Raw genomic sequence first — 23,147 nt, 5'->3', positions numbered from 1 at the left:
TAGCCATTAAAAAATAAGCTAATCCATAATAAAATTTGAGAGTAGATGCAATATGATTGATGAGATTTTATATAAAGCAGAACAAGGAAAAGAATTGACTGATGATGAATTTTTAGAATTGTTAGATATTGAAGATGATGACGATTTAGAAAAATTATTCAAAATAGCGTGTGATATAAGAGACAATCAATCAAAAGTAATTAAATTAACATCTACAGTGCATCTTACAAATAAATGCCAAATCCAACCTAGATGTGAATATTGTGGATTTGCAGAAGAGACCTCTGAAAAAGGTTATTATAATGCATTTTATAAATCCAATGAAGAAATATTAACAGCTGTTAAATCTATCCAAGAAGCACATATTCCCCGTGTAAGCTGTTCCGGAGGATATGGCTACAAAGGAAAACAGGCCGTGAATGCTTGTAAAATTGTTAAAGAAAATTCAAATTTAGAAATTCTTGTTAATGTCGGCGGAGATTTGACTGAAAGATCCGTGAAAGAATTGGCTGAACTAGGTGCAGATACAATCTGCTGCAATCTAGAAACCATAAACGAAGATATTTTCTATCAAAGGAAACCTGGAGATTCACTAGACCAAAGAATATTGACCTGTAAAAGAGTAAGTGATGCTGGAGTTGGATTGTCTTCAGGACTGCTTTTAGGACTTGGTGAAAGTAAAGAAGATAGGATAAAACATTTACGTTACTTATCTAACTTTAAAACATTAGAAGAGATTCCTATAATGGGTTTTAATCCTTACGAAGGCACTCCAATGGCTGATTGGCCGGCATTTCCTCTAAAAGAACAGTTGAAGATGGTCGCCATTACAAGAATAATGTATCCTGAAATTACAATTACAATGCCAACCCCAACTGTAGGTCCTGAAAATGTGGAATTTTCACTTAAAGCTGGTGCAAACAATCTGGCAACAGTTATAGCCAACAACTATCCTCATGAAGTGAAAGGAGTAGGTTCTCCAAATTACGGCAATTATACAGAGGTTGTTGATGTAATTGAGAAATTAGATTTGATACCTCAAACTATTTAATCTCTTTTTTTAAGATATGATATTATGGCATTTGAAAAGATGATAAAAAATGCATTTGAAGAATCCAGAAACAACTGCCGATTCGGAGATACGATTGAAGAAATCACAGAAATTCAGGATTATATTAAAAATGCTGAAAAAATATACATTCCAAATAAAAATGGAATTAAAGTAGAAGTATTGAATAGAGTTTTAAAAACCTACGGCCTGCCGAAAGCAGAAATACTTCAAATAAATACAAATACCGCAGATACCAGCAGAATACCTGCTCTTGCAAAAGCATACATGGCACTTGACCAAAGTGATGCTGACTTAATAATAGCTAGAGGTCGTCTTGGAATTCCCGGGTCTGGATCATTGCTTATTTTTATTGACAATAAGGGAAGAATATTAACTGCCGGAACTTCCCCTTCACACGTGATTCATAAAAAAACAATCGAAGAGGCAGTTTATAAAGAAGCATGTGAAGCACTTGAAAAAATCGGTTTTGAGAAGGTTGAATGATGAACATTGATACAGGAATAACTTCCGAAATATTTACAATAAAATCCGAAACTAAATTATTCGATATTTTTAATGAAATTATCTTAAAAAAATCAGAAGCCGTTTTTAATTATATCGAAAGTTTAGATATTGATACAAACACTGGAATAATCGTTATTGGAACTTATTTTACCGGCGTTGGAATTGTCAAAAGATTAAGTGAGAAATATGAAAACATTACGCTAATTGATATTTATCCTCATTTGGAAGGGTTATTGTATACTGAATTAGGCGGAATCTTAAAAGGTGAAATCGAATTTTCATCCGATTTGGATTTAATCTATAGTGGAGATATTGTTATTGATACAACTGGCTTTGGTGGAATTAATGTTGAGCAATCATCAAAATTCGATGTTGAAGCGTTTATTATAGAAGATCCCGTGGCTGAAGATAATGACAATCTTTTAAAAGAAAAAAACAACATTCATGAAAGATTAAAAGTGGTTAACTCTCCAAACAAAGCAATTATAAAAACAACAGGCATTGATACTAAAACTTCCGGAACAATGACATTAACCATTGGCATTTTAACAAATTTATTAAACAAATGCCGGCAAAAAGAAGGTGTTCTCTATAGCGCTTGCGAAATGGGCTTTTTTGAAGAGGTAATCTTTAAAGAAAAAAACATTGAAAAATTTATTGAATTGACTAATGTGAACGCCTTTAAAGTATCAACAATCAATCCATTTAATTTAGATGAACTGATTGAAGAAGAACTAAATAAAATAAATTCAAAAATGATTTAAATGAAGCTTAAAGAGATAATTGAGTTTATAGATGAAAAAATCCCGAAATTATTAGCATTAGATACTGATAAAGTGGGATTTAAAAGAGATTATGATTTAACACAGGAGATTACCTCAATTAAGATTTACATGGATTTGCTTGTTGAAGATGATGAATATATTGAAAATACATTGATAATAACACATCATCCCCCCTTATTTTATCCGAAAACACCAACTTATACAATACACTCCAATTGGGACATCATTGATGGTGGTGCAAATGAAGCACTGGCAGAAACTTTAAAATTGGAAGTAATTGATTATTTCGATTCAAATACGAATATCGGGAGAATCTGCAAATCAAATCAGAAATTCAGTGAATTAAAAAAGAATATTCTGGATAATTTTAGTAATGCAAGAATTGTAAATAATCTTGATGACGAAAAACCAATAAACAAAGTCGGAATCATATCCGGTTTTGGACTTAAGAATCCTGAATATATCAATCTATCAAAAAGTAAGGATTTGGACATTTTAATTTCAGGAGATTTAACTCAACAGACCGCGATTATTGCAAAAAATTTAGGAATAACATTAATTGATTTAAATCATCATGAAAGCGAAATTCCAGGATTATATGCCCTTGCAGATATCTTAAAAGAACTTGACATTAACATTGAGGTTATTGACAAAAAACCTATTGAAAGATTAAAGTGATAAAATGACAAATGATGAAATCCAGAAAATGGAAGATAAACAAGTACCCCACGGAAGAATTGATTTAATAGGATGCGGAAGACTAGGCTTGCGAATTGGAATAAACTTAATACAGGTTCACAGAGGCGGGCCAAAAATTATTGGTGCTTTTGATGGTCAGAAAATAGATGGAGGAGACATTATTTTTACACTTCTTGGAGCGGAAAGTGGAAAATCAAAACCCGAATTTCTAGAACAGCTTTGTACCCATAAAGAAGAATTCAGAAAAGTAGTGAGTTATTCCGATTACATTACAGAGGATAATTTGGATTTAATTGAAGGTGATGTCGTTATTATAGTTATTGCCGGAGGAAATACAATCCCAACAGCGGCCAAAATTATAAAGCATGCTCATGAAAGAGGAGCAAAAACAATTGGTACTGCAGGAATATTCGGATTTGGAAATGAAAATATTGAAATCAAGGATATTTCAGAATATGATGATTCCAATCCTGCCGTTGAAGAGTTAAGAAAAGAAGGAATAACTGAAAATCATTTAGTTTTAACAACAAACAAATTGATTAGAGATAACGAGCCTGTAACTCCATATACTTTAGATGAAGTTGCAAAAATCATTACAATTAATGCATTGAAACTTTTGAGAGATAAATATGATTAAAATAGCTACTGCCGAATGTTTTACACAGGGAAAAATAGGAAGAGAGCTACATGCATTAGCTCAAAATTATGAAGGAAACTTTGGAAGAGAATATATTGAAAATCCAAAGGAATATGGTGATTTTGATTACAATGAACTTAGTGTGACCTGTAGCTTATTTATCCCTACAATCGAGGCGGTAGTTAAAATATTAAATGTGGAAAATCCTCCAAAACCCGACAAATTGATTAAAGGCATTAAAGTCTATGATGAAAAAGGAGATAAGCTCATGAGCAAAATCATGGCACAAGCCGTTAAAGATTTAAGCGATTGTGATATTGCTATTGGAACTACAGCCGGCATTGGCCATGGGGGAATATCGATTATTACAGACGAACATGAAATAACAACTACCACAAGAGTTTATGCCAACTTATGTGAGAATAACAGTGAAACTTTATTTGAAAGATCAGAAGATGGGATAAAAAAAACGTTAGAGCTAATACTGCTAATTTTAAACAATAAAATTGACAAAATTGAAAGCTTAGAAAATATTGAAATCATAAAAAAATGAGAATATTAATTCTCATTCTAAATATTTTCCAATTCTTTTAAGATATATTTTTTCAATATTTCAACAGCCTTTTCACCGTCATCATCCAAACGTACAGCATCCAAAGGATTTAAATCATATGCCTTTACAATGGCATCGGCGGAAATATTCTTAATTGCATTGACATCTTTATCGTTTAAAATAACTGATGCGCAATCATCTGTACAACCGGTTATGGTGACGATTTTTGCATCATCCAATATCGGTGAACAGTTATTTGGTTGTGCTGAATATTCGGTAATGCATGCCGCAACAATATTTTCATTTTCCAATGCCAATTCAACACTGGCAGCTCTTACAACTAAACCTAAAGGGCTTAATCCACTACATGAAACTAAAGCTATTTTATCACACATATTATCGCCTCTTTTTCATTCTCTCGTATCTTCGTTTAACCTTGTCATAACCTCTTTTATAAAAGGGACACTTTAAAATGCACTCATTGCAACCTTCCCTGTGTGCTGTGCATACTTTCCTTAAAAGTTTTTCATTTTCGTCGAATGCCTCTTTCGGACATCTTTCAATGCATATACCGCAAGTTGAACAAAAGTCCGGAACCCAGAGCATATCATTTTCTTTTTTAAATGGTAAATTATCAATTGAAGTGTGAATCATGAAAAATCCAACTTGAAGGCCATCTTTAAAAAGGCACATGTTGCTTCTTGTAATTACACAATCATTTGATTGCATGGCTATTGCTCTCAGACTAATACTGTCATCTAATGGATGTATCAAATCAGCCTGAAAACCGTTTTTTCTTAAGAAGTCTGCAAATTCATAAACATGGATTCCATACTCCTGAAATTCATCATCCATCAATTTGCCCTTTTGCCTTGAGGGTTCCATTCTTATTAACTCATCACCCATTAAAAATTTGAAAATAAGTATATTGTCAATATCAATGTTGAAATCTTGTTTAAGCTCATCGGACAATTTTGAATAGCTGATTCCTGTAAAGTCATATTTCAAAGCCAGTTCATTTAATTCGAAAAGCAGCTCCTCTGAAATTTCTCTTTTAGGGTTTTTTGGATTTTCGATTTTATAAAAATTAGGAAGAGGTTTGTGGTATCTAAACCTCTCAAAAGCAGCATCAATCATTTTCTTAAAGCTTCCACAGCTTTAGGGAACTCTTCACAGAAAACCTTAATTTGCTCTGTTGGAATTGAGAAACTTATACGCAAGTACCTGTCTCCAAATTCTTCAGAAGTATATTCCCCTTCTCTTGTGAAAAGTCCTTTTTTAATCAAATAATTTGACATTTCTTTTGGATTGATGCCTGTTTCGTATAAATCAATTACCATCATGTTTGCATCAGATGGGTAAACCGGTAAAAAGATTCCATCAACTGTATCAACCATTTCCTTGATTAATCTTTGATTTTCAAAACAGGTTTCCCTCATCTTTTCAAACCATTGGTCTTTTGATTTGAGACCTGCAATCGCACCATATTGGGAGATGATGTTTACTCCCAAATCATTGACAACGGCATTTTTTATGGCATCGATAATTGGTTTTGAGGATATTACACCACCTATTCTTAGACCTGCCATTCCGTATATTTTTGAAAAGCTGTAGATTGTCAATGTTTGGCCTGGAGCATAGTTTTCCACTAGGAAATGCTCTCTTGCAAAGTCTTTGTAAGTTATATCATGTATTAAGTATAAATTATTTTCAATTGCAATTTCTGCAAATTCCTTTAATTCATCTTCATTGTATGAGGAACCTAATGGGTTTAATGGATCGATTAAAATGACCATACGGGTATTTTCATCCATATTTTCACGCAATAAATCAGGAGTTAATTTATAATCGTTTTCTTCGTAATAAATAGGAACATATCTGACTTCGCCTGCAAATCTATTGGCAAAGTCTCCAATGATGAAATATCCTGGATCGGACAATATTACATTATCTTCAGGTTCTAAAAGAGCTTGCATGACTAGATATAATGATTCGGTTGCACCGGAAGTTAATAGAACTTCAAAATCTTCCAAATCCAAATCTTCTAAAATTAATTGTTTCAGCTCTGAAAATCCTTCAGGAGCAGGATATCTGCAGAATGTATTCATATGAATAGCATCAATCATTGCATTAGCTATTGTATCGTCATGCAAATGGTTGGTATTTTGACCCATCCAAATCATGTCTTCATCCATATACATATCTTCAAAAAAGTCATTTGCATTATCATAACCAATTGGCGGCACCCGTTCAGTTTTTTTAAACTTTTTTTTAGGGTGTTTTATATCAAAGTCCTTTTCCCTCATAATATCACTCAAAAACAATTCCAAAATTAATTATATTTTTAATTATTTATAAAAGTACCTAAACAATTCCTCTTGAAGTAATTGAAAAAACGGCTTGTTTTCCCTCAGCAATACTTCTGTGACGTTTTAAGGTAGCAATCCTCTGATTGATTTCATCACCCCTTTCAAGTTGGATAATGATTTTACTCCAGTATTGTAAGATAGTTCCCCCTACAGCTTTAACGTCACTGTTTCCTTCATCATCAATAGCGCTGTAAATCTGATTTGTTAATATTACCGCAATATCATATTGCCTTGCAACTTTTGATAAAAGACCCATCTGCTTACCCAATTCCTTATTTAATCTTGATGATTTCATATCATCCACCCTATACAATGCAACAGCAGAGTCAACAACAATCAAGTCCACATCCCTATGGTTTTTTCTAAGCCAGATATCGATTGATTTTAGCATGTCATTTTGTTCTTGAAAGCTTGTTGGTTCAAAAACAATGATATTATTAGCCACGTTGGAAAATTCCGGACCTGCAATTTGTTTTATTCTATCTATAGAGATTCCGCCTTCGGTATCCATATAAATTACTTTTTTATTATTTTTAGCAACATTTACGCCTAATGTTAATGCGATATTGCTTTTTCCGGAACTAGGCGGTCCGAAAATCTGGGTTATAGTGCCTTTCTCAAAGCCCCCACCCAAAATAGCATCAAGTGAAGAATTTGATGGAATCTTATGATTGTCCTCAAAATTAGCCAATACTTTCATAGATAAATATTTATTTTTATAAAATATATAATTTAACAATAGAAAGTCACATCAATTTATCAAGGAGTTTTAAAATATGAACAAAAGAATAATTGTAACTCTAATAGTTCTATTATTTTGTGTTAGTTGTTTAACTATTGTTTCAGCCGACAATAATACAAATGAAACTGTAAACAATGGAACTATAAACATGTCCAATTATGTTGTTCCAGTTTCAATTACAAGCAATGGAATTGAATTTAATGACGGTTTTACTGGATTTCCACTGGATTTGACAAAAGGAACTATAACTACTAATGACGGATTCATCCGGGAAAAAACCAACGGAGCAGGAACAGAAAATTATGTCAAATTAGCCATCATCGAAGCTTACAAACAAGGCTGTGAAAATGAACTCGGAAAAATTATAGAAAATCTCGCTGACAGATCTTATGAAAAAAGTGATAATAAAGTAATTAATACTATTTTTGATTCAAAAGAGGTTATCGGTGATGAGGCTATTGTTGAGCTTGATGATTCAATAGAAGCCACATTTAAATTTGAACACTTGGAATCAGAAACAGGAAGTACATCTGACTGTTTAGCATACTCCGTGACATTTAAGGAAATAACTAACGGTACCAATGAGACACAAACAAATGCCTCTGACGTTAATGAAACCAATAACACATCAACAAACGCATCCGATGTTAATGGAACCAATAACACAAATGTAACCAATAATACTTCAACAAATACATCCGATGTTAATGACACCAATAACACAACAATAAACAAAACTGAAAATATTAACAAGACAGGAGTAGTTCTCAATAAACTAAATAAAACAGCCACATTTAATCTTAATGGAAATAACACTACTGTAACATATAAAAATAACACAATCATCTACAAAACAAAAGAAACACCTAAAAATGAAAATCTTCAAGATATTGTGTTTAAAAGAGCTGGAAATTCCATATTAATCCTAATTGTTATTGTAGTGATTGTGATAAGCGCAATTTATATTATGCATGGAAAAAGATAATTCATAATCTTTTTCTATTTTCTTATTATTTTTGGATTTTTTCTAGATAAATCAATGATTTTTGACGGATGATTGTAATTTAACTCACCGACATCAATTACCAAATCAACACCACTGCCCAACTGATCTAAAATCTCATCAGGAGTGTTTAAAATTTCATCATCGGAAATATTCGCACTGGTAGTTGTAATCGGAAATATGCTAGCCAGCCTGCAGGCCAGCTCATTATCCGGAACTCTAACTCCAACAAAAGTTGAACCGCTTGTAACAACGCGTGGAACAATAACATCCTTTTCTAAAATAAATGTGTAAGGGCCTGGAAGATAACTTTTTAAAATTTCTTTTTGACCAAGAGAAACCTTTGCCACCAGATCAATTGAATCTATATCCGAAACAAGTATTGATAAAGGTTTTAACAAACTTCTCTTTTTAATTTCAAAAACTCTGCGGACGGCCTTATTATCAAAAATATTAGCCCCTAAACCATAAACAGTATCAGTCGGGTATAAGACAATTCCCCCATCAGCCAAAACATTTATAGCTTCATTAATTATGTTTTCATCCACAGAATCAATACTTGTTTTAATTATCTTCATTTTTACTTACCTAACAATTATATTAGATAAAATATTTATATATAAATTATGCTTCAAAGTCTAAGACCATTATTAACAAGAATACTAAACCCTATTGCTAGTAGATTAAACATCAATCCGAACATCGTTACAGTAATTTCACCATTTGTTGCGGTTCTTGCAGCCTATGGATTTGCAAATCATCTATTGATTTTAGGAACAATCGCCATTTTGGCTTCTGGATTTCTGGATGTCGTTGATGGCGCTGTTGCCAGATATCATGATAAGACATCAAAATTCGGAGCATTTCTTGACTCCACCATGGACAGGTTTGCAGATGCGATAATCTATATCGGAATCATATTCGGAGGCTATTGTGACTGGTTTACCGGAATTTTAGCAATCCATTCCGCAATTTGTGTTAGCTATGTAAGGGCAAGAGCTGAATCACAAGGCGTTGAATGTAATGTTGGAATTGCAGAACGTGCCGTTCGTATGATTATCTTAATGATTGGAGCAATTATCGGATATTTCGCAGGAGATATCTACTTCACTTACATTATTTACATTTTAGTGATTCTATCATACTTTACTGTAGGTCAAAGAATATTTCACGTATGGAGGCAATTGAATGACTGAACTTGAAAGTCCTGAAAAGATAGCAAAAGATATTGCAAAATTAGAAAGAAACCTGAATCAGGTAGCCGACATCACTTTTGAAGGAAAGGAAAAGGAAGTGTATGACAGGGCTATTGATTATTGGAACGATTCAAAATATTACCTGGAAAAAGGAGATATGAGGACTGCATTCGGCTGCATCGAATACAGTCACGGACTTTTAGATGCATTAAGGATGATTCATGGAATCATCTAATTGTTTTCCATTCCTTCCAGTCTTTTTATTTCGATTATCAACTCATCAAAATCAGACTGATAATTCCTATCCTGAATAATTTTATATTTATCGTATTCTTGTTTTGCGATATTATGAGCCTCATCAGATGAAATCTTACCTTTACCGACTAAAATCGGCAATTGATTAAGATTGATATATGCATCCAATACTTCTTTCCAATCTTTCATTGCCATTGGTATTTCATTATACGCTCTTGACTCGGCAAGAGTTAAAAAACCATCTACCAAATTATTCAAACGTTTCAATTCACGTTCATTCAGATAATTCTTTGAAATTACTACATCACTCAATATGATTTTTCCATTTGGATTGCTCCAATTTGTCAATCCCATGTTGATTTTTTCACTATCACTTCTATCGGAAATTATTTCTGCAGCCGTTTTTCCACTGACGGCATATATTAACTTGTTTTGAACTGTTGCAAAAAATTCCTGTGTTACTTCAGCATCCTTTCTATAATCAAAGCTTGTTGCATAAATATCAGTGATTTTTTGATTGAATCTTCTTTCAGATGACCTAATATCACGGATTCGTTCAAGCAACTGGTCAAAATAATCCCTACCGAATCTTGAACCATTTTTCAATAATTCATCATCTAAAACAAATCCTTTAATTATTAATTCTTTTAATTGCTGAGTAGCCCATATTCTGAAGCATGTTGCATTTTTAGAGTTGACTCTGTATCCTACAGATATGATAGCATCTAAATTGTAGAAGTTTGTTTAATATTGTTTTCCATCTGATGCAGTTGTTTCCAAATTGGAAATAACTGAATTTTTTATTAATTCCCCCTCCTCAAAAATATTTTTCAGATGTTTACTTATTGCCGGAACATTAACATCAAACAATTCCGCCATAGTCTTTTGAGTTGCCCAGAATGTCTCGTTTTCATAATCGACGATAACATCCATTGACACTTCCCCTTCATCACTAACATACAACAAAGTTTTTTGTATTTGATTCTTTTTTTCCATATTTATCCCTCATTTTTAATTTAAAAATATATAATTAATTATTAAATTGAATAAAGGAATAAATAAGGTTTTTGTAATAAATTAAGGCAATTCTACAAAGAAATTGCAATATTACAAATTGAAATCAATTTTGAAGTAAAAAAATAATTTAAAAAAAAGAGAAAAAATAACTTATTTTATCAAAATAAGCTAAACATCAATTTTACTGTTTATCAATGAGTCATCACCGGCAGATATTATCTCACCGTCCAAAACTTCGATAACTCTGTCTGCAAGTTTGGCCACATCCATATCATGAGTTACAATTATCAGAGTTACATTTTTATCTTCATGCAAATCGATTAACTGCTTAAGGATTTTGCTACTTGTCTTTGAATCCAGTGATCCTGTGGGTTCATCTGCCAATATTATTGACGGTTCGTTTGCCAGCGCTCGGGCAATGGCTACCCTCTGACGTTCACCACCAGATAATTTTGACGGCAGGATATCTGCCTTGTCCTTAAGGCCAACATCATCCAATAGCTTCAATGCACGAGTCTTCATCTCGCCTGAAGACAATCCCTGAGTGTACATCGGAATCTCAACATTCTCACGAACTGAAATGTTCGGAATCAGGTTATGCAGCTGGAAAATGAACCCTATACTCTCTGCCCTGAACTCATTCAGCTTTTTGGATGTCCTCAAGTCATGGCCTGCAACGCTGATGCTTCCGGAATCGGGAATGTCCAATGCACCGAGCATGTTCAACAATGTTGATTTTCCGGAACCTGAAGGCCCTATGATTGAAACGAACTCCCCGTCTTCAATGGTGAGGTTGATACCGTTCAATGCCTTGATTTTTCCATCTTCATAGCTTTTATATAACTCTTTGATTTCTACTGCATTCATGTTATCACCTCACTCATACCTCAACGCTTCTGTTGGAGGAAGTTTAACTGCTTTAATTGCAGGATAAAGCCCTCCGATGATTCCAACAACAATGGCTATTGCAAATGCCTGGATAAATATCTTAGGAGTGAACAATGGAGAGATTCCCATATATGGACTCAATAGAGTGCATGCCAAGAATCCTATAATGGATCCTATAATTGCTGAAACAATTGTGATTACTAAAGATTCACCGACAATCATTGTCAAAATCTTTCTGTCTGACCATCCAACAGCCTTTAAAACCCCAATTTCACGGGTTCTCTCAAATACTGACATCAGCATTGTGTTGATGATGCCCAAACCACCAACTACAATGGCCAAAAGTGAAATCGCCCAGGTTGATGCCTGAAGCATGTTAAGCATGTCGGCCATCTGGGTCATCTCCATTACTGATGTGACTGTTGTGATGTTGTCTCCGTATTTTTCATCGATTCTGTCGGCTACAGTTTGAGGATCTTCACCCTTTTTCACCTTAACATAAATGTTTGAAATTGAATCTTCATCATCCATCAGGTCTCCAACCTTTGAAATTGATGTGAATACTCCGCCAGCCATATTCTGGTCTCCGGTTTCATAAATGCCTACAACTTCAAAGTCTTCGCCGTCAATCTTGATGTTATCCCCGATAGAGTAATTATTATCCTCTGCATAGATTTCACCTAAAATGGCTTCAGACTCATTGTCCTTCATGATTCGACCCTCTTTCATGGATATGTCTGCAAGAGTGGTTCCATTAGGATCAATTCCGATTAATGTATTCATGTAATCGTCACCGACGGAAGTCAAAACAACATAAATCGGATAAGCTTCATCAACTCCACTTACATTGGCAATTTTATCAGTCCAGTTTGCATCGATGGTATTAGTCCCATATGCAGAATCCCCAGTTTCCTTTCCGGAAATTGAAAAATCCGCACCTCCCGCATGAATTGTATCTTCAAATGTATTAACTAAACCATCTGTGATTCCACCAAGAGCAACAATGACTATAATCCCAATGGCAATACCTACAATAGCCAGGATTGCACTGTTCTTTCTCCTGAATGGATTTTTAAGAATGAATTTTAAAAATGACATAGTTATTAATTGGAGTTGTAATATATAAATAAGTAATTGTAGTGTTAACCAAGATGCGAAAATGAGGTGTTGAAATGCATAAGGAAATACTTTTGGAAAATATTGATAAGATCCATACCACTGAAATGGGTGTCGGAAGAATAAAGAAAAACTTGGGAATTGATGAGGAACCTGTCGGCTATTGCATCTCAAAGCTTAAACAGGACAATTCAACAGTTAAAAAAGAAGGCAAAAATTACTATGTCGAAGTCGACGACTGCATAATAACCATCAATTCCAGCAGTTTTACAATTATTACTGCTCATAAATAATCAGAAAGGAGAAGAATCTTCACCTTTCATATAAATAATTCAAAATACCTATAACTCCTAAAATAAATGTTGCCACATAGCCTAAAACAGCAATCGCAGGCATGTCAAACAACATCGGCCCCCTATTAATTGTCATTACAATTGAAGAGCTCAACAAGAGTGCGGCAATTATCACCACTAATGAAAACTTACTGACAATACGATCCATCCTGTCGATTTCAAACCTGAGTTTCATTTCCCCATCATTCATTTTATGAATGGCATTTGCCAGAAGCGGTGGGAAAGATTTGAGCATGTTCTTATAGTAAAGCAGACTGCCCTTATTGTCTGTGACGGTTTTCTTGAGGTCCATCCTTTCTTCCATTGCCTCTCTGGCTATCGGTTCGATGGAAGCCATAATATCAATATCCGGGTCCAGTGTAGTGGCAACGGATTCAATCATTGAAATTCCCCTAGCCATTGAAACGAATTCGTTAGGAAGAACAACACCATAATCCTGCATAAGGTCAAGCAATTTGCCTAATGCATCATTCAACCCTGTGGAACCCTCTGCAAAATATCGGAAGAACAGATCCCTGAGGTCACGCTTTAAAGGAGTGGTGTCCATGTCATACCTCAGCACGCCCATGTAAATGAACTGGTTAATCACGCCATTGACATCTTGGTCGGCGAGAAGCATCAGCATGTCGCAAAGGTTTTTTCTAAAATCGTCATCCAGAAGTCCGATTGACCCCCAATCAATATAGCATAAGACATTATCATCCAAAACTATTATATTTCCAGCATGAGGATCAGCATGGAAAACCCCATCAATCAGGACCTGTTTCATGAAGGAATCGATAGTCCGTTTGGCAAGAAGTGGCTTGTCGAACTCTTCGCTGTCGCTTTCGTATACATCCTGCATTTTAGTGCCGTCAATAAACTCCATTGTAAGAACTTTTGGTGTGGAATAATCTGAATAGCCAATTGGGATATGGATTGTATCATCATCAGCGAAATTCGCCTCCACATGCTTCATATTAATCAGTTCATTAGTAAAATCGATTTCTATATGCATGGAATAGTCAAATTCATCAATCATTCCCGGCAGATTGAATTTCCTAAAGTCCTCATTATACTTATGAATTTGGGATGTGAGGTGTTTCATGATGGCTATATCCTGTTCAAGCGTATCGGTAATGCCCTCCTTTTGAACTTTAACGGCCACCCTCTCACCGGATAATAATCTGGCCTCATGAACCTGAGCTATTGATGCTGTTGCAAGACTTTCCTCTGAAAATTCGGCAAACAAATCCTCGATATTTCCGTTAAGTTCACTTTCGACTATTCTTTTGACTTCCTCATAGGAGATTGGAGGATTGTCGTCCTGCAGTTTTTCAAATTCTGTTGCAATCGCTTCTCCAACCATATCCGGCCTGGTACTTAACAGCTGGCCTAATTTAATGAAACTGGTCCCCAATTCCTGAAACATCATCCTTAGATTTACCGGAAGATCAGGGTCCAATAAAATATCGTATTCATCCTCTTTTGAAGGAAGAATCTTATCCTTAATGGTTTTACTCAATAATTTACCAAAACCATATTTTCGCATTGCAGCAGTTATTTCACGTATACGCTTTTTAGTTTCCTTATCCATTCAAATCACCTGAAAGTTTTGGTTACACCATTGCATCATTTAGAGTAGGAAAAAATGAAATGAAAACCAATAGAACAATTAATAAGATTTTTCCAATTTTCATTTTCATCCTTCTTAAATAATATGCCCCGCATTTAAAAAAAAAGATTTCCGGCATGGAAAACTCTTGATGAAAAATCACTCAATAATTCTCCCCCACTGCTCCTTTTACATTTATCAGAGCATATTAAGAAATTTGAATATATTAAACATTCATATATCAAATTATATGTGCATTACATATAAATATATTGATTTATTTTGAATTTTTATATAAAAAATAGTCTAAAAAATAAGCAAATATATATAAAAAATAATAAATTTATTTAAAATTTATAAAATTTGAATTTAAAGTATAATTAAATAATATTTAGAATAATTAATTATTATTAAAAATAATTGTAAATTTCTAAAAAAAATTAAAAAAATTTTAAATCAGCATAATCTTACTGAAAAAGAATTTCAAAAAAAGCAGCCCTCTAGGAAAAATTTTGTAAAATATGCTATTGAACAATAAAAATAAATTAAACAGATAAAAATTTAAAAAAATAAAAAAATATTGGACAAACAATTAAATCAGATTATTCAAGTTCAATACAGTTACAATCCTTTCTGGAAGAGCATTATTTTTTTAGTCGTTGAAACAATAATTGTTAAAAATATTATACAAAAAAATATTATAAACAATAAAAATCATAATATATTCTGAAAATAAATCAAGTAATGGGGAAAAAAATGATTGAAGATTCAAAACTAGGTTATAGAAAAGAAATCTTAGACGACTTTGAATTTGGCAATGGCAAGGTACTCCATAATGTTGAAGTGGAATATACTACCCGCGGAACTCCAAAATATGATGAGGAAGGCAACATAACCAACGCAATAATATATTGTCACAGATTCAATGGAAATTGCCTGTCCATTGGGGACCTGCATCAATTAGTCGGTCCGGAAAGCATGTTGAGCGATTATAACTTTTTTTATATATCAATTACTTCCTTAGGCTTTCCAGAATCCTGTTCCCCATCTACAACCGAATTGAAATATGATTTTCCAAAATATTCCATTAAAGATTGCGTGAATTTCAAAAGGAAGTTTTTGGCTGAAACATTTGGCATGAACAAAATACTCGGGATTTTAGGCGTTGGAATAGGAGGTTACGAAGCTTATACCTGGGCATGCGAATATCCCGAGGAAATGGAATTTGTAATTATAGGCAACAGCTCCTTTAAAACAGATGGCTATAGGTACATCACTTCCAAAGCCCTAGATTATATAATTGATTCATCCGATGCCTATCTGGGCACTATCTATACTGAACATCTATCAAAAATCATGTTTTCAATAAATTCAATGATTTATTCCCAATATTTCTCCAAAAGAGCATTTCAAAAGTTCACTCGAGAGGAGCTTGACATATTTATGGACAATTTTGTTGATGAAGGATCCTACACAGACATCTATGACTTCAGATATAGAAACCTCGCCATATTAGATTATGACGTAGAGGACAAATTGCCCAACATTAAAGCGAAAACATTAATCGTTGGCGCTTCTGAAGACATTTATTATTCTCCCGAATTTGATGTATACCCCCTTAAAGACAAAATAGAGAATATAGAAATCCATATTTTTGATGCTCAGAATTTCGTTTACAATTACGATTATTCACAGTTTGTAAACCTGTTTAGAGAATTTTTAGAAGAATTTAAAAAATAAATTGAAATCATACAAAAAAAGTAAAAAAAGAAGAGATTTTAAATCTCTTTAAATCTAATCATCCATATCTTCAAATCTGGATTCTAATTTTTCCATTACACCAGGAAGTGAAGTGTATTCCATTTCTTCAGATGGTAATCTGTGAGGTTCGAATGGACCGTGTCTTCTGATGTAAGTTGCAATTTTAGCAGCTTGTTCACGGGTTGGGTCAAATGCAGGGTCATCGAATAAGTCTACAGGACCGATTAATTCACCGTTAGCTACTTGGAAACCTAATCCTACTACTCTAGGTGGTCCGTCAAATCTGATTGGGTTTGCTTCTGCTTCAGATACAGGCATCATTGGACCGTTGTGGGATCCTCTCATCCATCCACTTACCATGTGTGGGAATGCAAATGGATCTACACATTCACCGTTAGCAGGGAAACCAGATTGTGCTCTTACAATACATACTGGGTCGTCTTTACCGACGTATTCTCCAGCCATTAAGTTTAATCTTTCAGTACTTACTGCAGCTGCGATTTCGCCGTTTTTCTTCCATACTCTTTTAATTACGTATCTTCCGGTGGAACCGATTAATGCAAGTAAATCGTACATTTCTTCAGGACAGTTTAAGACAACTTTTCTGTGTTCGATTACATCAAATACTTCAAATTTGAATCCATCGTGTAAACTTGGGTCAATTACAAGACCTGCAGTGTTGAATGGGTCTGCGAAGATTCTGAATACTGGTAAGTTGAATGCACCAGGTTCGGTTTTGTCACAGCAGAAGATAAGTACAGGATCGGATGGTCTTTCTTCAAATTCAATTTCTGCTACACCAGGACCCATACCTTTGATGTTTCCAGAGAAGGTATCGGATAATAAGTCTTGACCTGCACCGTATAATTTTAATTCACGTGCTCTTTCAGTAGCTTTCATGAATGCTTCGTATGCAGTTTTGTGTACTTCTTCGTTTTCTTCCCCTTTATCGTGGGTCATAATTAAGTCTATGTCGTCTCCACAACGGGATATATAGTAATCTTTTATGATACCAGTTTCTAAAGCTTCGTTTAAAACTTCATCACAAATATCCATTAATTCTGGGTGTGCGACACAGTGTCCAGACACACTTCCAATATCAGCTTTAATTACACTAACAGTAGTTTTCATTTTAATACCTCTAATAAGTAAATTTATTATTTACTAGACATTTATATTTATGATTTGAATAGTATTTAACTATTATGTCACCAGCATCAATTAGAGAATTCTAATTTTCTAGGCTTATTTTTTTATTTATATGTTAATTCAATCTAATAACTTTAAATAACATTTATTTTCAAAAATTAGTTTATTATTGATTAAAGAAATGTTTAGCTTTTATTATTCGACAATTCCTTGAAAAATATTTATTTAATTATATAAATATCTATGATTTTTTTATTTAATGAGTTAACTATAAAAATAAAAAGGAAAATGGAAATTCCACTTCAATTTTTAGAAGTCGCAGCCTACAAAGAAGTGAAAACCTAATCAAGTATCCTAATATTCATAAAAGCCTTTTCGACTTCAACATCCTGATTCATGTCTTCACAAGCCTGCTTAACACGGTCTAAATCTGCACGTGTTTCAGGATATTTAGGAACCGCACTGCATCCACCATCATCTATTTTGGATATTTCAAAAGTCCCTATATCTTTTGCAATTGCTGTGATTTCTTCCTTATCAAGACCTATCAGTGGAGATAAGATTGGCATTTCAACACCATAACGGGTAGCCAAAATGTTTGACAATGTCTGTGAAGCAACCTGACCTACGCTACTTCCATCAACAATAGCATCAGCACCCAATTTCTGGGCTAATTTTTCAGCAATCCTGTACATTCCTGATTTGCATAAAACGCAAGTCATCTTTTCAGGGGCTTTCTCTTTAGCAACAGTCAAGTATTCACCATAATCAATGACTCTTTTTTTAATTGGAGATCCTTTTGCATAGATATTGAGCTGATCAACCAATAAATTGAAGTTTTCAGTTACTTTTGGACCTGAAAACGGATCATTATTGCAGTGAAGTGCAACAATCTCACAACCCCTTTTCATCATAAGGTATGCTGCAACGGGAGAGTCTATACCACTTGATAAGAGTACAACAACCTTACCTTGTGTTCCTAAAGGCAAACCTCCCGGACCTTTGATTTTTTGATGATAAACAAAAGCCTTGTCCTCCCTAATTTCAACGAATATTGTTAAATCAGGATTTGTCAAGTCGACCGGAGCCATAACAACATTTCTCACAACACCACCACAATGTGCCGCCATTTCCTGGGAAGTGAAGTCATGTTTTCCAACACGGCGACATTTAATGGCGAATTTTGTGTTTTCATCCAAGATATTTTCAGCAATTAAATCTTCAGTGTATCTGGTCAATGTTTCATCAATAGCATCATAATTAGCGTTTGTTGAAGTTGCAGGAGAGTATGAAACAATTCCGAATACCCTATTCAACTTTTCAATTCCTTCATCAAAATCTTTAGGGAAAATATAAATTCTTCCCTGATTTCTATCCACTTCACATTCAAAAGTAGCTTTAATATTTTTAACAAGCCTTTTTTCAAATCGTGACCTTATTTTTGGACTTTTAAGACCTATTTCACCATACCTTGCAATAATTAAATCATGATTCATTTGAACAACTCTATTAATTGGAATACTCTAAAAAGCAATTCAATAATATTTTTTAAATTTAATTATTAATAAAATTAACACTAAAACAAACGGCATTAAATGTTTTAAAAAAAATGTAAGAAGCCCCAACATCCAAATGTCAGGCATCACAAAAAAATTCATTAAAAATAGTATAAATTGAAAAAATAATAGAGGGATTGAAACAATCCCCAATAAGTTTAGTTGACCATGTTTGAGTCAACTTCATCTACAATTTCACCGGAAGGGCTAATTAAAACTAATTTTACGTAATAACTTTCACCATTTACATGGAAACTAAAGAAAGTTGTTCCTGATGAACCGAAGAGATTAGGATTGTCAACCTTGTAATCGATAGAGTTTACGTCAACTCCATAACTTTCTGGGCTAATTTCCCAATGGTAACCAGTACCTGCAGTATATCTTACTGACATAGTGAAATCGTTATTTTCATCCACAATAATACCAGAATCACTACTATCTTCTGAAATATTATTAATAGAAGAATCAATAGGGCTTTCTTCGAGATTTAAATTATTCACATCGCCTACACTTGAAATACTCTTGTCAACATCTGCAGCTGATATGCAGCTTAAGCCGACAAATATTGAAAAAATCACCAATAATACAAATATAAATTGGGACCTATTTCTTATCTTACTGAATTTCATTTTAAACCTCCATTTATATACAGCAACATTTCGTAGTTACTATTATTGGCTTATATAATTAGCACATATAAAGTTTTGCGCATGTAAGCACATGCTTGCATTTTTTTAACCTCAATAAAATGAGGACATTACTTTAAAATGTTTTATAAGCCTTTTAATCAATATTTTTATAATGAATACCTGATATGTTCCAATCATCATATTGAGCGTTAAGGGGATTTAATCAGGCAAACCAAAAATTGCCAAATGAATAATGATAGTTTCATAAAGCATCAGTTATAATTAATTCAAAGTATTCATTATGCATTTAAGATTCAATTGCATTTCATTCTTAGATTATAATAACATCCAATTCACACTTGAAGAAATCATTATTAAATAGATTAAAATTCTCAAATGGAAATTCTGAGTAAACAACGGCACATTTATACAATTCATATTAATTAAAAACATATAAACATGGTCAATAATGAAAAAATAGAACAATATTAAATAAATAAAAAAAAGATTTGAAGGACAATGTTATGTCCTTAAATTAAATCAACTGCAGTTTGAATAGCTTCATCCATTTTATCTGCATTTTTACCTGCACCTTGTGCAAGGGTTAAACGGCCTCCGCCGCCCCCACCCAATACGCCAGCGGCAGTTTTGATAATTTCATTAATCTTTACTCCGTTATTAATAGCAGTTTGTGAAGCTGCACCTACAATCTTACCGTCTTTATTACCCATAATGACCACATCCGCCTTTCCATTGTCTGTGAAGTCTGTGGCCATTTTTTGAAGTTCCTTAAAGTCGGCTTCGATTAACTGATGAACAACTTTTAATCCGTTAATTTCATCAAATTCTTCTGCCAAAGAATTCATTTTTAAACTTGCAATTTCTGATTTTAAGCGATCGATTTCATTTTTCTGTGCTTTCCATTCGCTGAAGAACCTGTCGCATGTTCTTGGCAACTGGTCGTTTTCAACTTTAAAGACGCCTGAACTTTCGCGTAAAATTTCGCCATCATGCTGCATTGAATCGATTGCTGCAAGACCTGCTGAAAAGTCGATTCTTTCAACACCATCCTGAACCCTTTCGGTTTTATTGATCTTGATTGGTCCAACTACACCTGTTCTTAAGACATGTGTACCTGCACAAGCCTGTACATCAACACCAGGGATTTTAACAACACGAATCATTTTACCCGGAACGATACCTCCTTGGTAAAGCACAAATCCGTATAACTCCTGTGCCTCATCCCTTGTGTGGAACTGGATGTCCAAATCGATGTTGTCCATTACATATTCATTTGCCAACTTTTCGATTTCATTCAGCTCTTCTTGTGTAATACGCTTGTAGTGTGACAGGTCAATACGTGCCCTTGTAAGACCGTTTTGGGATCCTGCTTGCCAGATGTGCTTGCCCAATACCTTTCTTGCAGCCGCAATGACCAAGTGGGTTCCTGTGTGGTGGCGCGCGAGGGTAATCCTTCTTGTCCAGTCAACTTTACCTATGACTTTCTCGCCAACAACGGCTTTTGGTATGAATCCCTCTACATGATGCAGTACCACATCATCAACTTTTTCGACATGATGTATTTTATGAGCAAATCCTTCAATGGAAATATCACCTATGTCTGAAGGTTGACCCCCTCCTTCAGGGTAGAATGCGGTTTTATCAAAGATTAAGCAGAAGTCTCCATCTTTCTCAACACAACCTAAAATTTCCGCTTCAAATTCTTGTTGGTAGAAATCTTTATAGAACAATAATTCAGTTTCAGGGAAATCTACTTTGAAAGTATCTTTCTTATTTGTAGTGTCTTTTTCATGAGCCCCTGCTACTTGAGTAAAGAAGTTGTCCGGAACATTGACTGTGAAATCATCTCCTGCCATATCGACTACCACTTCTGGAGGAATTCCATGAGCATCATACAAATCAATCAGCATGTCAAGAGGCATTTCCTTCTTGCCTTCTTTTTTGAGTCTTTTGATTGTCCTTTTAACAATGCTCCTTCCTTTCTTAACAGTGGCAGTAAATCTTTCTTCTTCCAAATTGATGATATTCATGATATGTTCTTCTGAATCGCGAATTTCAGGATAGAATTCAGATAGGAAGTCCAATTGGATTGCCATTACATCGGCCAATGACTCTTCCATGTTAAGATCTTTCATAAACCTAATTGTTCTTCTTAAAACCAAACGTGCCAAATATCCTTCCTTAACATTTGATGGAATGATACCGTCTGCAAGCATGAATGCCAGACAGCGTGTGTGGTCCGCAATAATATAAATTGCTTCCATCGGTTCGGCTGCTTTCAAGTAATCCTCTAAAGAAATGTTTAGGCTGTCAGCCACTTGTTGTCTTAATTCCTTTAAATCACCGATGTCTTCAATATCCATCATTCCGGCAATCTGCGCATTTCTTCCTTGGATATCTTCATTGATTTCAACACCTGTCAATTCTTTTAACTTGTCGACAACAGGTGCAAAACATGCATCATAAGCTGTTGGAGTTCCTTGTGAAATCCAAGCGATACGTTCCAAACCGTAACCTGTATCTACAACTTTAATTGGGATTTCTTTTTTGGATCCGTCTTCCAATGTTTCATATTGGATGAATACTAAAGTAGCGAGTTCCACACCCCTGCAGCATACTTCGTAACAAGGCCCTTCATTACCTCCACCGGCCCACCAGGACTTGATGAAAGTAATTTCCTCTGTGTTGATTCCAATTGATTTGAAAAATTCGTGACAGAGTCTGATTGTTTCGTCTTCCCAATAAATAAAATCATCTTCCTTGTTAATTACAGTGTGTGTTCCCATTGTAAAACAGGTCATGTGTCTTCCGGTCCTTCCAACATTATCAACATCATTGAGCCTAATTGAAGGCTGGGCCATTTCTATAGGATTGGCCGGAGGTTTGACAAGACCTGAAGTGACCCAAGGCTGGAAACAGAAGATTGATGCTCCAACCAGAAATACATCATCTCTCCACCTTTTAGCCAGAACAGGATATCTGTGGACATGTGTGTGCCCTTCACTTTCTAAAAATTCTCTAAAAACTTGTTGGATTTCATATAAATTGTATGGCTTATCGGTAGCAGGATTAGCGATAAACTCATACTCATCACATGGAGCGTCACCACAGGTATCTCTGTCAACCTGTGAGTAAAACTCTTGTCCACAAGTTTTGCAAGTTTGTTTTTTATAACCAAGTTCATCAAAAATTTCTACCATATGAATCAGTCTTAATTATTCATTAGTATATACTATATATTTTGTTTA

General features: G+C 34.3%; 25 protein-coding genes. 11 read left to right on the top strand and 14 right to left on the bottom strand.

Going from position 1 to position 23,147, the window contains the following annotated elements; all coding sequences use genetic code 11:
- Window positions 1-52: 52 nt before the first annotated feature.
- Genes hmdB through TL18_RS01620 form a run of 6 tightly spaced genes read left to right on the top strand, consistent with a single transcriptional unit; the run spans window position 53 to window position 4,250 of the window.
- Window positions 53-1,051: a 5,10-methenyltetrahydromethanopterin hydrogenase cofactor biosynthesis protein HmdB gene (gene hmdB / locus TL18_RS01645; protein ID WP_067040415.1), complete on the top strand. Its 999-nt coding sequence runs from the start codon at window positions 53-55 to the stop codon at window positions 1,049-1,051.
- A 24-nt stretch (window positions 1,052-1,075) separates the two neighbouring features.
- On the top strand, window positions 1,076-1,555 hold the full coding sequence (locus tag TL18_RS01640; protein WP_067040413.1) for a DUF3236 domain-containing protein: 480 nt from the start codon (window positions 1,076-1,078) through the stop codon (window positions 1,553-1,555).
- Window positions 1,555-2,340, top strand: a complete 786-nt coding sequence (locus tag TL18_RS01635) for an SAM-dependent methyltransferase HcgC family protein (protein WP_067040410.1) — start codon at window positions 1,555-1,557, stop codon at window positions 2,338-2,340. Before TL18_RS01640 ends, TL18_RS01635 begins: the two co-directional genes overlap by 1 nt.
- Window positions 2,341-3,039 (top strand): Nif3-like dinuclear metal center hexameric protein, encoded by a 699-nt coding sequence (locus tag TL18_RS01630; protein ID WP_067040407.1) that lies wholly within the window; start codon window positions 2,341-2,343, stop codon window positions 3,037-3,039. It begins immediately after the preceding gene.
- Between the two features lie 4 nt (window positions 3,040-3,043).
- Window positions 3,044-3,697 carry a hypothetical protein gene (locus TL18_RS01625; protein ID WP_067040404.1) on the top strand — a complete coding sequence of 218 codons (654 nt, stop codon included), beginning with the start codon at window positions 3,044-3,046 and terminating at the stop codon, window positions 3,695-3,697.
- Window positions 3,690-4,250 (top strand): FeGP cofactor biosynthesis protein HcgF family protein, encoded by a 561-nt coding sequence (locus tag TL18_RS01620; RefSeq protein WP_067040401.1) that lies wholly within the window; start codon window positions 3,690-3,692, stop codon window positions 4,248-4,250. The genes TL18_RS01625 and TL18_RS01620 overlap by 8 nt, the downstream gene beginning before the upstream one ends.
- Window positions 4,251-4,267: 17 nt before the next feature.
- On the opposite strand, the gene TL18_RS01615 is transcribed toward TL18_RS01620, so the two are convergent.
- From TL18_RS01615 to radB, 4 genes are read right to left on the bottom strand one after another with little or no spacing between them, the layout of a single operon-like run.
- Entirely contained in the window at window positions 4,268-4,645 is a 378-nt protein-coding gene (locus TL18_RS01615) for a putative zinc-binding protein (RefSeq protein ID WP_067040399.1), read from the bottom strand.
- A 1-nt stretch (window position 4,646) separates the two neighbouring features.
- Window positions 4,647-5,387 (bottom strand): DUF362 domain-containing protein, encoded by a 741-nt coding sequence (locus TL18_RS01610; protein ID WP_067040396.1) that lies wholly within the window; start codon window positions 5,385-5,387, stop codon window positions 4,647-4,649.
- Window positions 5,384-6,556 carry a pyridoxal phosphate-dependent aminotransferase gene (locus TL18_RS01605; protein ID WP_067040393.1) on the bottom strand — a complete coding sequence of 391 codons (1,173 nt, stop codon included), beginning with the start codon at window positions 6,554-6,556 and terminating at the stop codon, window positions 5,384-5,386. Before TL18_RS01605 ends, TL18_RS01610 begins: the two co-directional genes overlap by 4 nt.
- Before the next feature lie 58 nt (window positions 6,557-6,614).
- A complete protein-coding gene (gene radB / locus TL18_RS01600; RefSeq protein WP_067040390.1) occupies window positions 6,615-7,319 on the bottom strand; it encodes a DNA repair and recombination protein RadB in 705 nt (234 codons plus the stop codon).
- Between the two features lie 76 nt (window positions 7,320-7,395).
- On the opposite strand from radB, the gene TL18_RS01595 reads away from it, so the two are divergent.
- Complete coding sequence (locus TL18_RS01595) at window positions 7,396-8,346, top strand: hypothetical protein (RefSeq protein WP_067040387.1); 951 nt, start codon at window positions 7,396-7,398, stop codon at window positions 8,344-8,346.
- Between the two features lie 14 nt (window positions 8,347-8,360).
- On the opposite strand, the gene TL18_RS01590 is transcribed toward TL18_RS01595, so the two are convergent.
- The gene (locus TL18_RS01590) at window positions 8,361-8,942 is read right to left on the bottom strand and encodes an L-threonylcarbamoyladenylate synthase (RefSeq protein WP_067040384.1); all 582 of its coding nucleotides are present in this window, start codon (window positions 8,940-8,942) and stop codon (window positions 8,361-8,363) included.
- A gap of 48 nt (window positions 8,943-8,990) precedes the next feature.
- Here TL18_RS01590 and pgsA point away from each other — a divergent pair, with 48 nt between their 5' ends.
- Window positions 8,991-9,560 carry an archaetidylinositol phosphate synthase gene (gene pgsA / locus TL18_RS01585; protein ID WP_067040381.1) on the top strand — a complete coding sequence of 190 codons (570 nt, stop codon included), beginning with the start codon at window positions 8,991-8,993 and terminating at the stop codon, window positions 9,558-9,560.
- Window positions 9,553-9,795, top strand: coding sequence for a DUF357 domain-containing protein (locus TL18_RS01580; RefSeq protein WP_067040378.1), 243 nt, complete (start codon window positions 9,553-9,555; stop codon window positions 9,793-9,795). Before pgsA ends, TL18_RS01580 begins: the two co-directional genes overlap by 8 nt.
- Here TL18_RS01580 and rhuM read toward each other — a convergent pair.
- From rhuM to TL18_RS01565, 4 genes are all read right to left on the bottom strand, one after another.
- Window positions 9,792-10,532, bottom strand: a complete 741-nt coding sequence (rhuM, locus tag TL18_RS01575; RefSeq protein WP_231483684.1) for a RhuM family protein — start codon at window positions 10,530-10,532, stop codon at window positions 9,792-9,794. The two genes, TL18_RS01580 and rhuM, sit on opposite strands and share 4 nt — an antisense overlap.
- 27 nt (window positions 10,533-10,559) lie before the next feature.
- A complete protein-coding gene (locus TL18_RS11160; RefSeq protein ID WP_231483624.1) occupies window positions 10,560-10,811 on the bottom strand; it encodes a hypothetical protein in 252 nt (83 codons plus the stop codon).
- 189 nt (window positions 10,812-11,000) lie between these two features.
- Window positions 11,001-11,699 (bottom strand): ABC transporter ATP-binding protein, encoded by a 699-nt coding sequence (locus TL18_RS01570; protein WP_067040375.1) that lies wholly within the window; start codon window positions 11,697-11,699, stop codon window positions 11,001-11,003.
- 9 nt (window positions 11,700-11,708) lie between these two features.
- Window positions 11,709-12,818, bottom strand: a complete 1,110-nt coding sequence (locus TL18_RS01565; protein ID WP_067040372.1) for an ABC transporter permease — start codon at window positions 12,816-12,818, stop codon at window positions 11,709-11,711.
- 74 nt (window positions 12,819-12,892) lie between these two features.
- Here TL18_RS01565 and TL18_RS01560 point away from each other — a divergent pair, with 74 nt between their 5' ends.
- The gene (locus TL18_RS01560) at window positions 12,893-13,129 is read left to right on the top strand and encodes a DUF3781 domain-containing protein (RefSeq protein WP_067040369.1); all 237 of its coding nucleotides are present in this window, start codon (window positions 12,893-12,895) and stop codon (window positions 13,127-13,129) included.
- 19 nt (window positions 13,130-13,148) lie between these two features.
- Here TL18_RS01560 and TL18_RS01555 read toward each other — a convergent pair whose 3' ends face one another.
- Window positions 13,149-14,765 (bottom strand): AarF/ABC1/UbiB kinase family protein, encoded by a 1,617-nt coding sequence (locus TL18_RS01555; RefSeq protein ID WP_067040366.1) that lies wholly within the window; start codon window positions 14,763-14,765, stop codon window positions 13,149-13,151.
- A gap of 774 nt (window positions 14,766-15,539) precedes the next feature.
- Here TL18_RS01555 and TL18_RS01550 point away from each other — a divergent pair.
- On the top strand, window positions 15,540-16,523 hold the full coding sequence (locus TL18_RS01550) for a hypothetical protein (RefSeq protein WP_067040363.1): 984 nt from the start codon (window positions 15,540-15,542) through the stop codon (window positions 16,521-16,523).
- 54 nt (window positions 16,524-16,577) lie between these two features.
- On the opposite strand, the gene fbp is transcribed toward TL18_RS01550, so the two are convergent.
- From fbp to alaS, 4 genes are all read right to left on the bottom strand, one after another.
- Window positions 16,578-17,675 carry a fructose-1,6-bisphosphate aldolase/phosphatase gene (gene fbp, locus TL18_RS01545; protein WP_067040360.1) on the bottom strand — a complete coding sequence of 366 codons (1,098 nt, stop codon included), beginning with the start codon at window positions 17,673-17,675 and terminating at the stop codon, window positions 16,578-16,580.
- Between the two features lie 359 nt (window positions 17,676-18,034).
- Window positions 18,035-19,189 (bottom strand): tRNA uracil 4-sulfurtransferase ThiI, encoded by a 1,155-nt coding sequence (thiI, locus tag TL18_RS01540; RefSeq protein ID WP_067040357.1) that lies wholly within the window; start codon window positions 19,187-19,189, stop codon window positions 18,035-18,037.
- 218 nt (window positions 19,190-19,407) lie between these two features.
- Complete coding sequence (locus TL18_RS01535; RefSeq protein ID WP_067040354.1) at window positions 19,408-19,878, bottom strand: protease inhibitor I42 family protein; 471 nt, start codon at window positions 19,876-19,878, stop codon at window positions 19,408-19,410.
- Between the two features lie 530 nt (window positions 19,879-20,408).
- Complete coding sequence (gene alaS / locus TL18_RS01530; RefSeq protein WP_197031831.1) at window positions 20,409-23,099, bottom strand: alanine--tRNA ligase; 2,691 nt, start codon at window positions 23,097-23,099, stop codon at window positions 20,409-20,411.
- Window positions 23,100-23,147 lie beyond the last annotated feature (48 nt).

It is taken from the genome of Methanobrevibacter sp. YE315 (assembly GCF_001548675.1).
Lineage (GTDB): Archaea > Methanobacteriota > Methanobacteria > Methanobacteriales > Methanobacteriaceae > Methanocatella.
The sequence above is the reverse complement of the archived record's forward strand: the minus strand, read 5'-3'. Positions and strand labels throughout refer to the sequence as shown.

What these genes read in the sequence shown, in the direction of transcription:
- hmdB (WP_067040415.1), top strand. Translation starts at nt 53, where the DNA reads ATGATTGATGAGATTTTATATAAAGCAGAACAAGGAAAAGAATTGACT.
- TL18_RS01640 (WP_067040413.1), top strand. Translation starts at nt 1,076, where the DNA reads ATGGCATTTGAAAAGATGATAAAAAATGCATTTGAAGAATCCAGAAAC.
- TL18_RS01635 (WP_067040410.1), top strand. Translation starts at nt 1,555, where the DNA reads ATGAACATTGATACAGGAATAACTTCCGAAATATTTACAATAAAATCC.
- TL18_RS01630 (WP_067040407.1), top strand. Translation starts at nt 2,341, where the DNA reads ATGAAGCTTAAAGAGATAATTGAGTTTATAGATGAAAAAATCCCGAAA.
- TL18_RS01625 (WP_067040404.1), top strand. Translation starts at nt 3,044, where the DNA reads ATGACAAATGATGAAATCCAGAAAATGGAAGATAAACAAGTACCCCAC.
- TL18_RS01620 (WP_067040401.1), top strand. Translation starts at nt 3,690, where the DNA reads ATGATTAAAATAGCTACTGCCGAATGTTTTACACAGGGAAAAATAGGA.
- TL18_RS01615 (WP_067040399.1), bottom strand. Translation starts at nt 4,645, where the DNA reads ATGTGTGATAAAATAGCTTTAGTTTCATGTAGTGGATTAAGCCCTTTA.
- TL18_RS01610 (WP_067040396.1), bottom strand. Translation starts at nt 5,387, where the DNA reads ATGATTGATGCTGCTTTTGAGAGGTTTAGATACCACAAACCTCTTCCT.
- TL18_RS01605 (WP_067040393.1), bottom strand. Translation starts at nt 6,556, where the DNA reads ATGAGGGAAAAGGACTTTGATATAAAACACCCTAAAAAAAAGTTTAAA.
- radB (WP_067040390.1), bottom strand. Translation starts at nt 7,319, where the DNA reads ATGAAAGTATTGGCTAATTTTGAGGACAATCATAAGATTCCATCAAAT.
- TL18_RS01595 (WP_067040387.1), top strand. Translation starts at nt 7,396, where the DNA reads ATGAACAAAAGAATAATTGTAACTCTAATAGTTCTATTATTTTGTGTT.
- TL18_RS01590 (WP_067040384.1), bottom strand. Translation starts at nt 8,942, where the DNA reads ATGAAGATAATTAAAACAAGTATTGATTCTGTGGATGAAAACATAATT.
- pgsA (WP_067040381.1), top strand. Translation starts at nt 8,991, where the DNA reads ATGCTTCAAAGTCTAAGACCATTATTAACAAGAATACTAAACCCTATT.
- TL18_RS01580 (WP_067040378.1), top strand. Translation starts at nt 9,553, where the DNA reads ATGACTGAACTTGAAAGTCCTGAAAAGATAGCAAAAGATATTGCAAAA.
- TL18_RS11160 (WP_231483624.1), bottom strand. Translation starts at nt 10,811, where the DNA reads ATGGAAAAAAAGAATCAAATACAAAAAACTTTGTTGTATGTTAGTGAT.
- TL18_RS01570 (WP_067040375.1), bottom strand. Translation starts at nt 11,699, where the DNA reads ATGAATGCAGTAGAAATCAAAGAGTTATATAAAAGCTATGAAGATGGA.
- TL18_RS01565 (WP_067040372.1), bottom strand. Translation starts at nt 12,818, where the DNA reads ATGTCATTTTTAAAATTCATTCTTAAAAATCCATTCAGGAGAAAGAAC.
- TL18_RS01560 (WP_067040369.1), top strand. Translation starts at nt 12,893, where the DNA reads ATGCATAAGGAAATACTTTTGGAAAATATTGATAAGATCCATACCACT.
- TL18_RS01555 (WP_067040366.1), bottom strand. Translation starts at nt 14,765, where the DNA reads ATGGATAAGGAAACTAAAAAGCGTATACGTGAAATAACTGCTGCAATG.
- TL18_RS01550 (WP_067040363.1), top strand. Translation starts at nt 15,540, where the DNA reads ATGATTGAAGATTCAAAACTAGGTTATAGAAAAGAAATCTTAGACGAC.
- fbp (WP_067040360.1), bottom strand. Translation starts at nt 17,675, where the DNA reads ATGAAAACTACTGTTAGTGTAATTAAAGCTGATATTGGAAGTGTGTCT.
- thiI (WP_067040357.1), bottom strand. Translation starts at nt 19,189, where the DNA reads ATGAATCATGATTTAATTATTGCAAGGTATGGTGAAATAGGTCTTAAA.
- TL18_RS01535 (WP_067040354.1), bottom strand. Translation starts at nt 19,878, where the DNA reads ATGAAATTCAGTAAGATAAGAAATAGGTCCCAATTTATATTTGTATTA.
- alaS (WP_197031831.1), bottom strand. Translation starts at nt 23,099, where the DNA reads ATGGTAGAAATTTTTGATGAACTTGGTTATAAAAAACAAACTTGCAAA.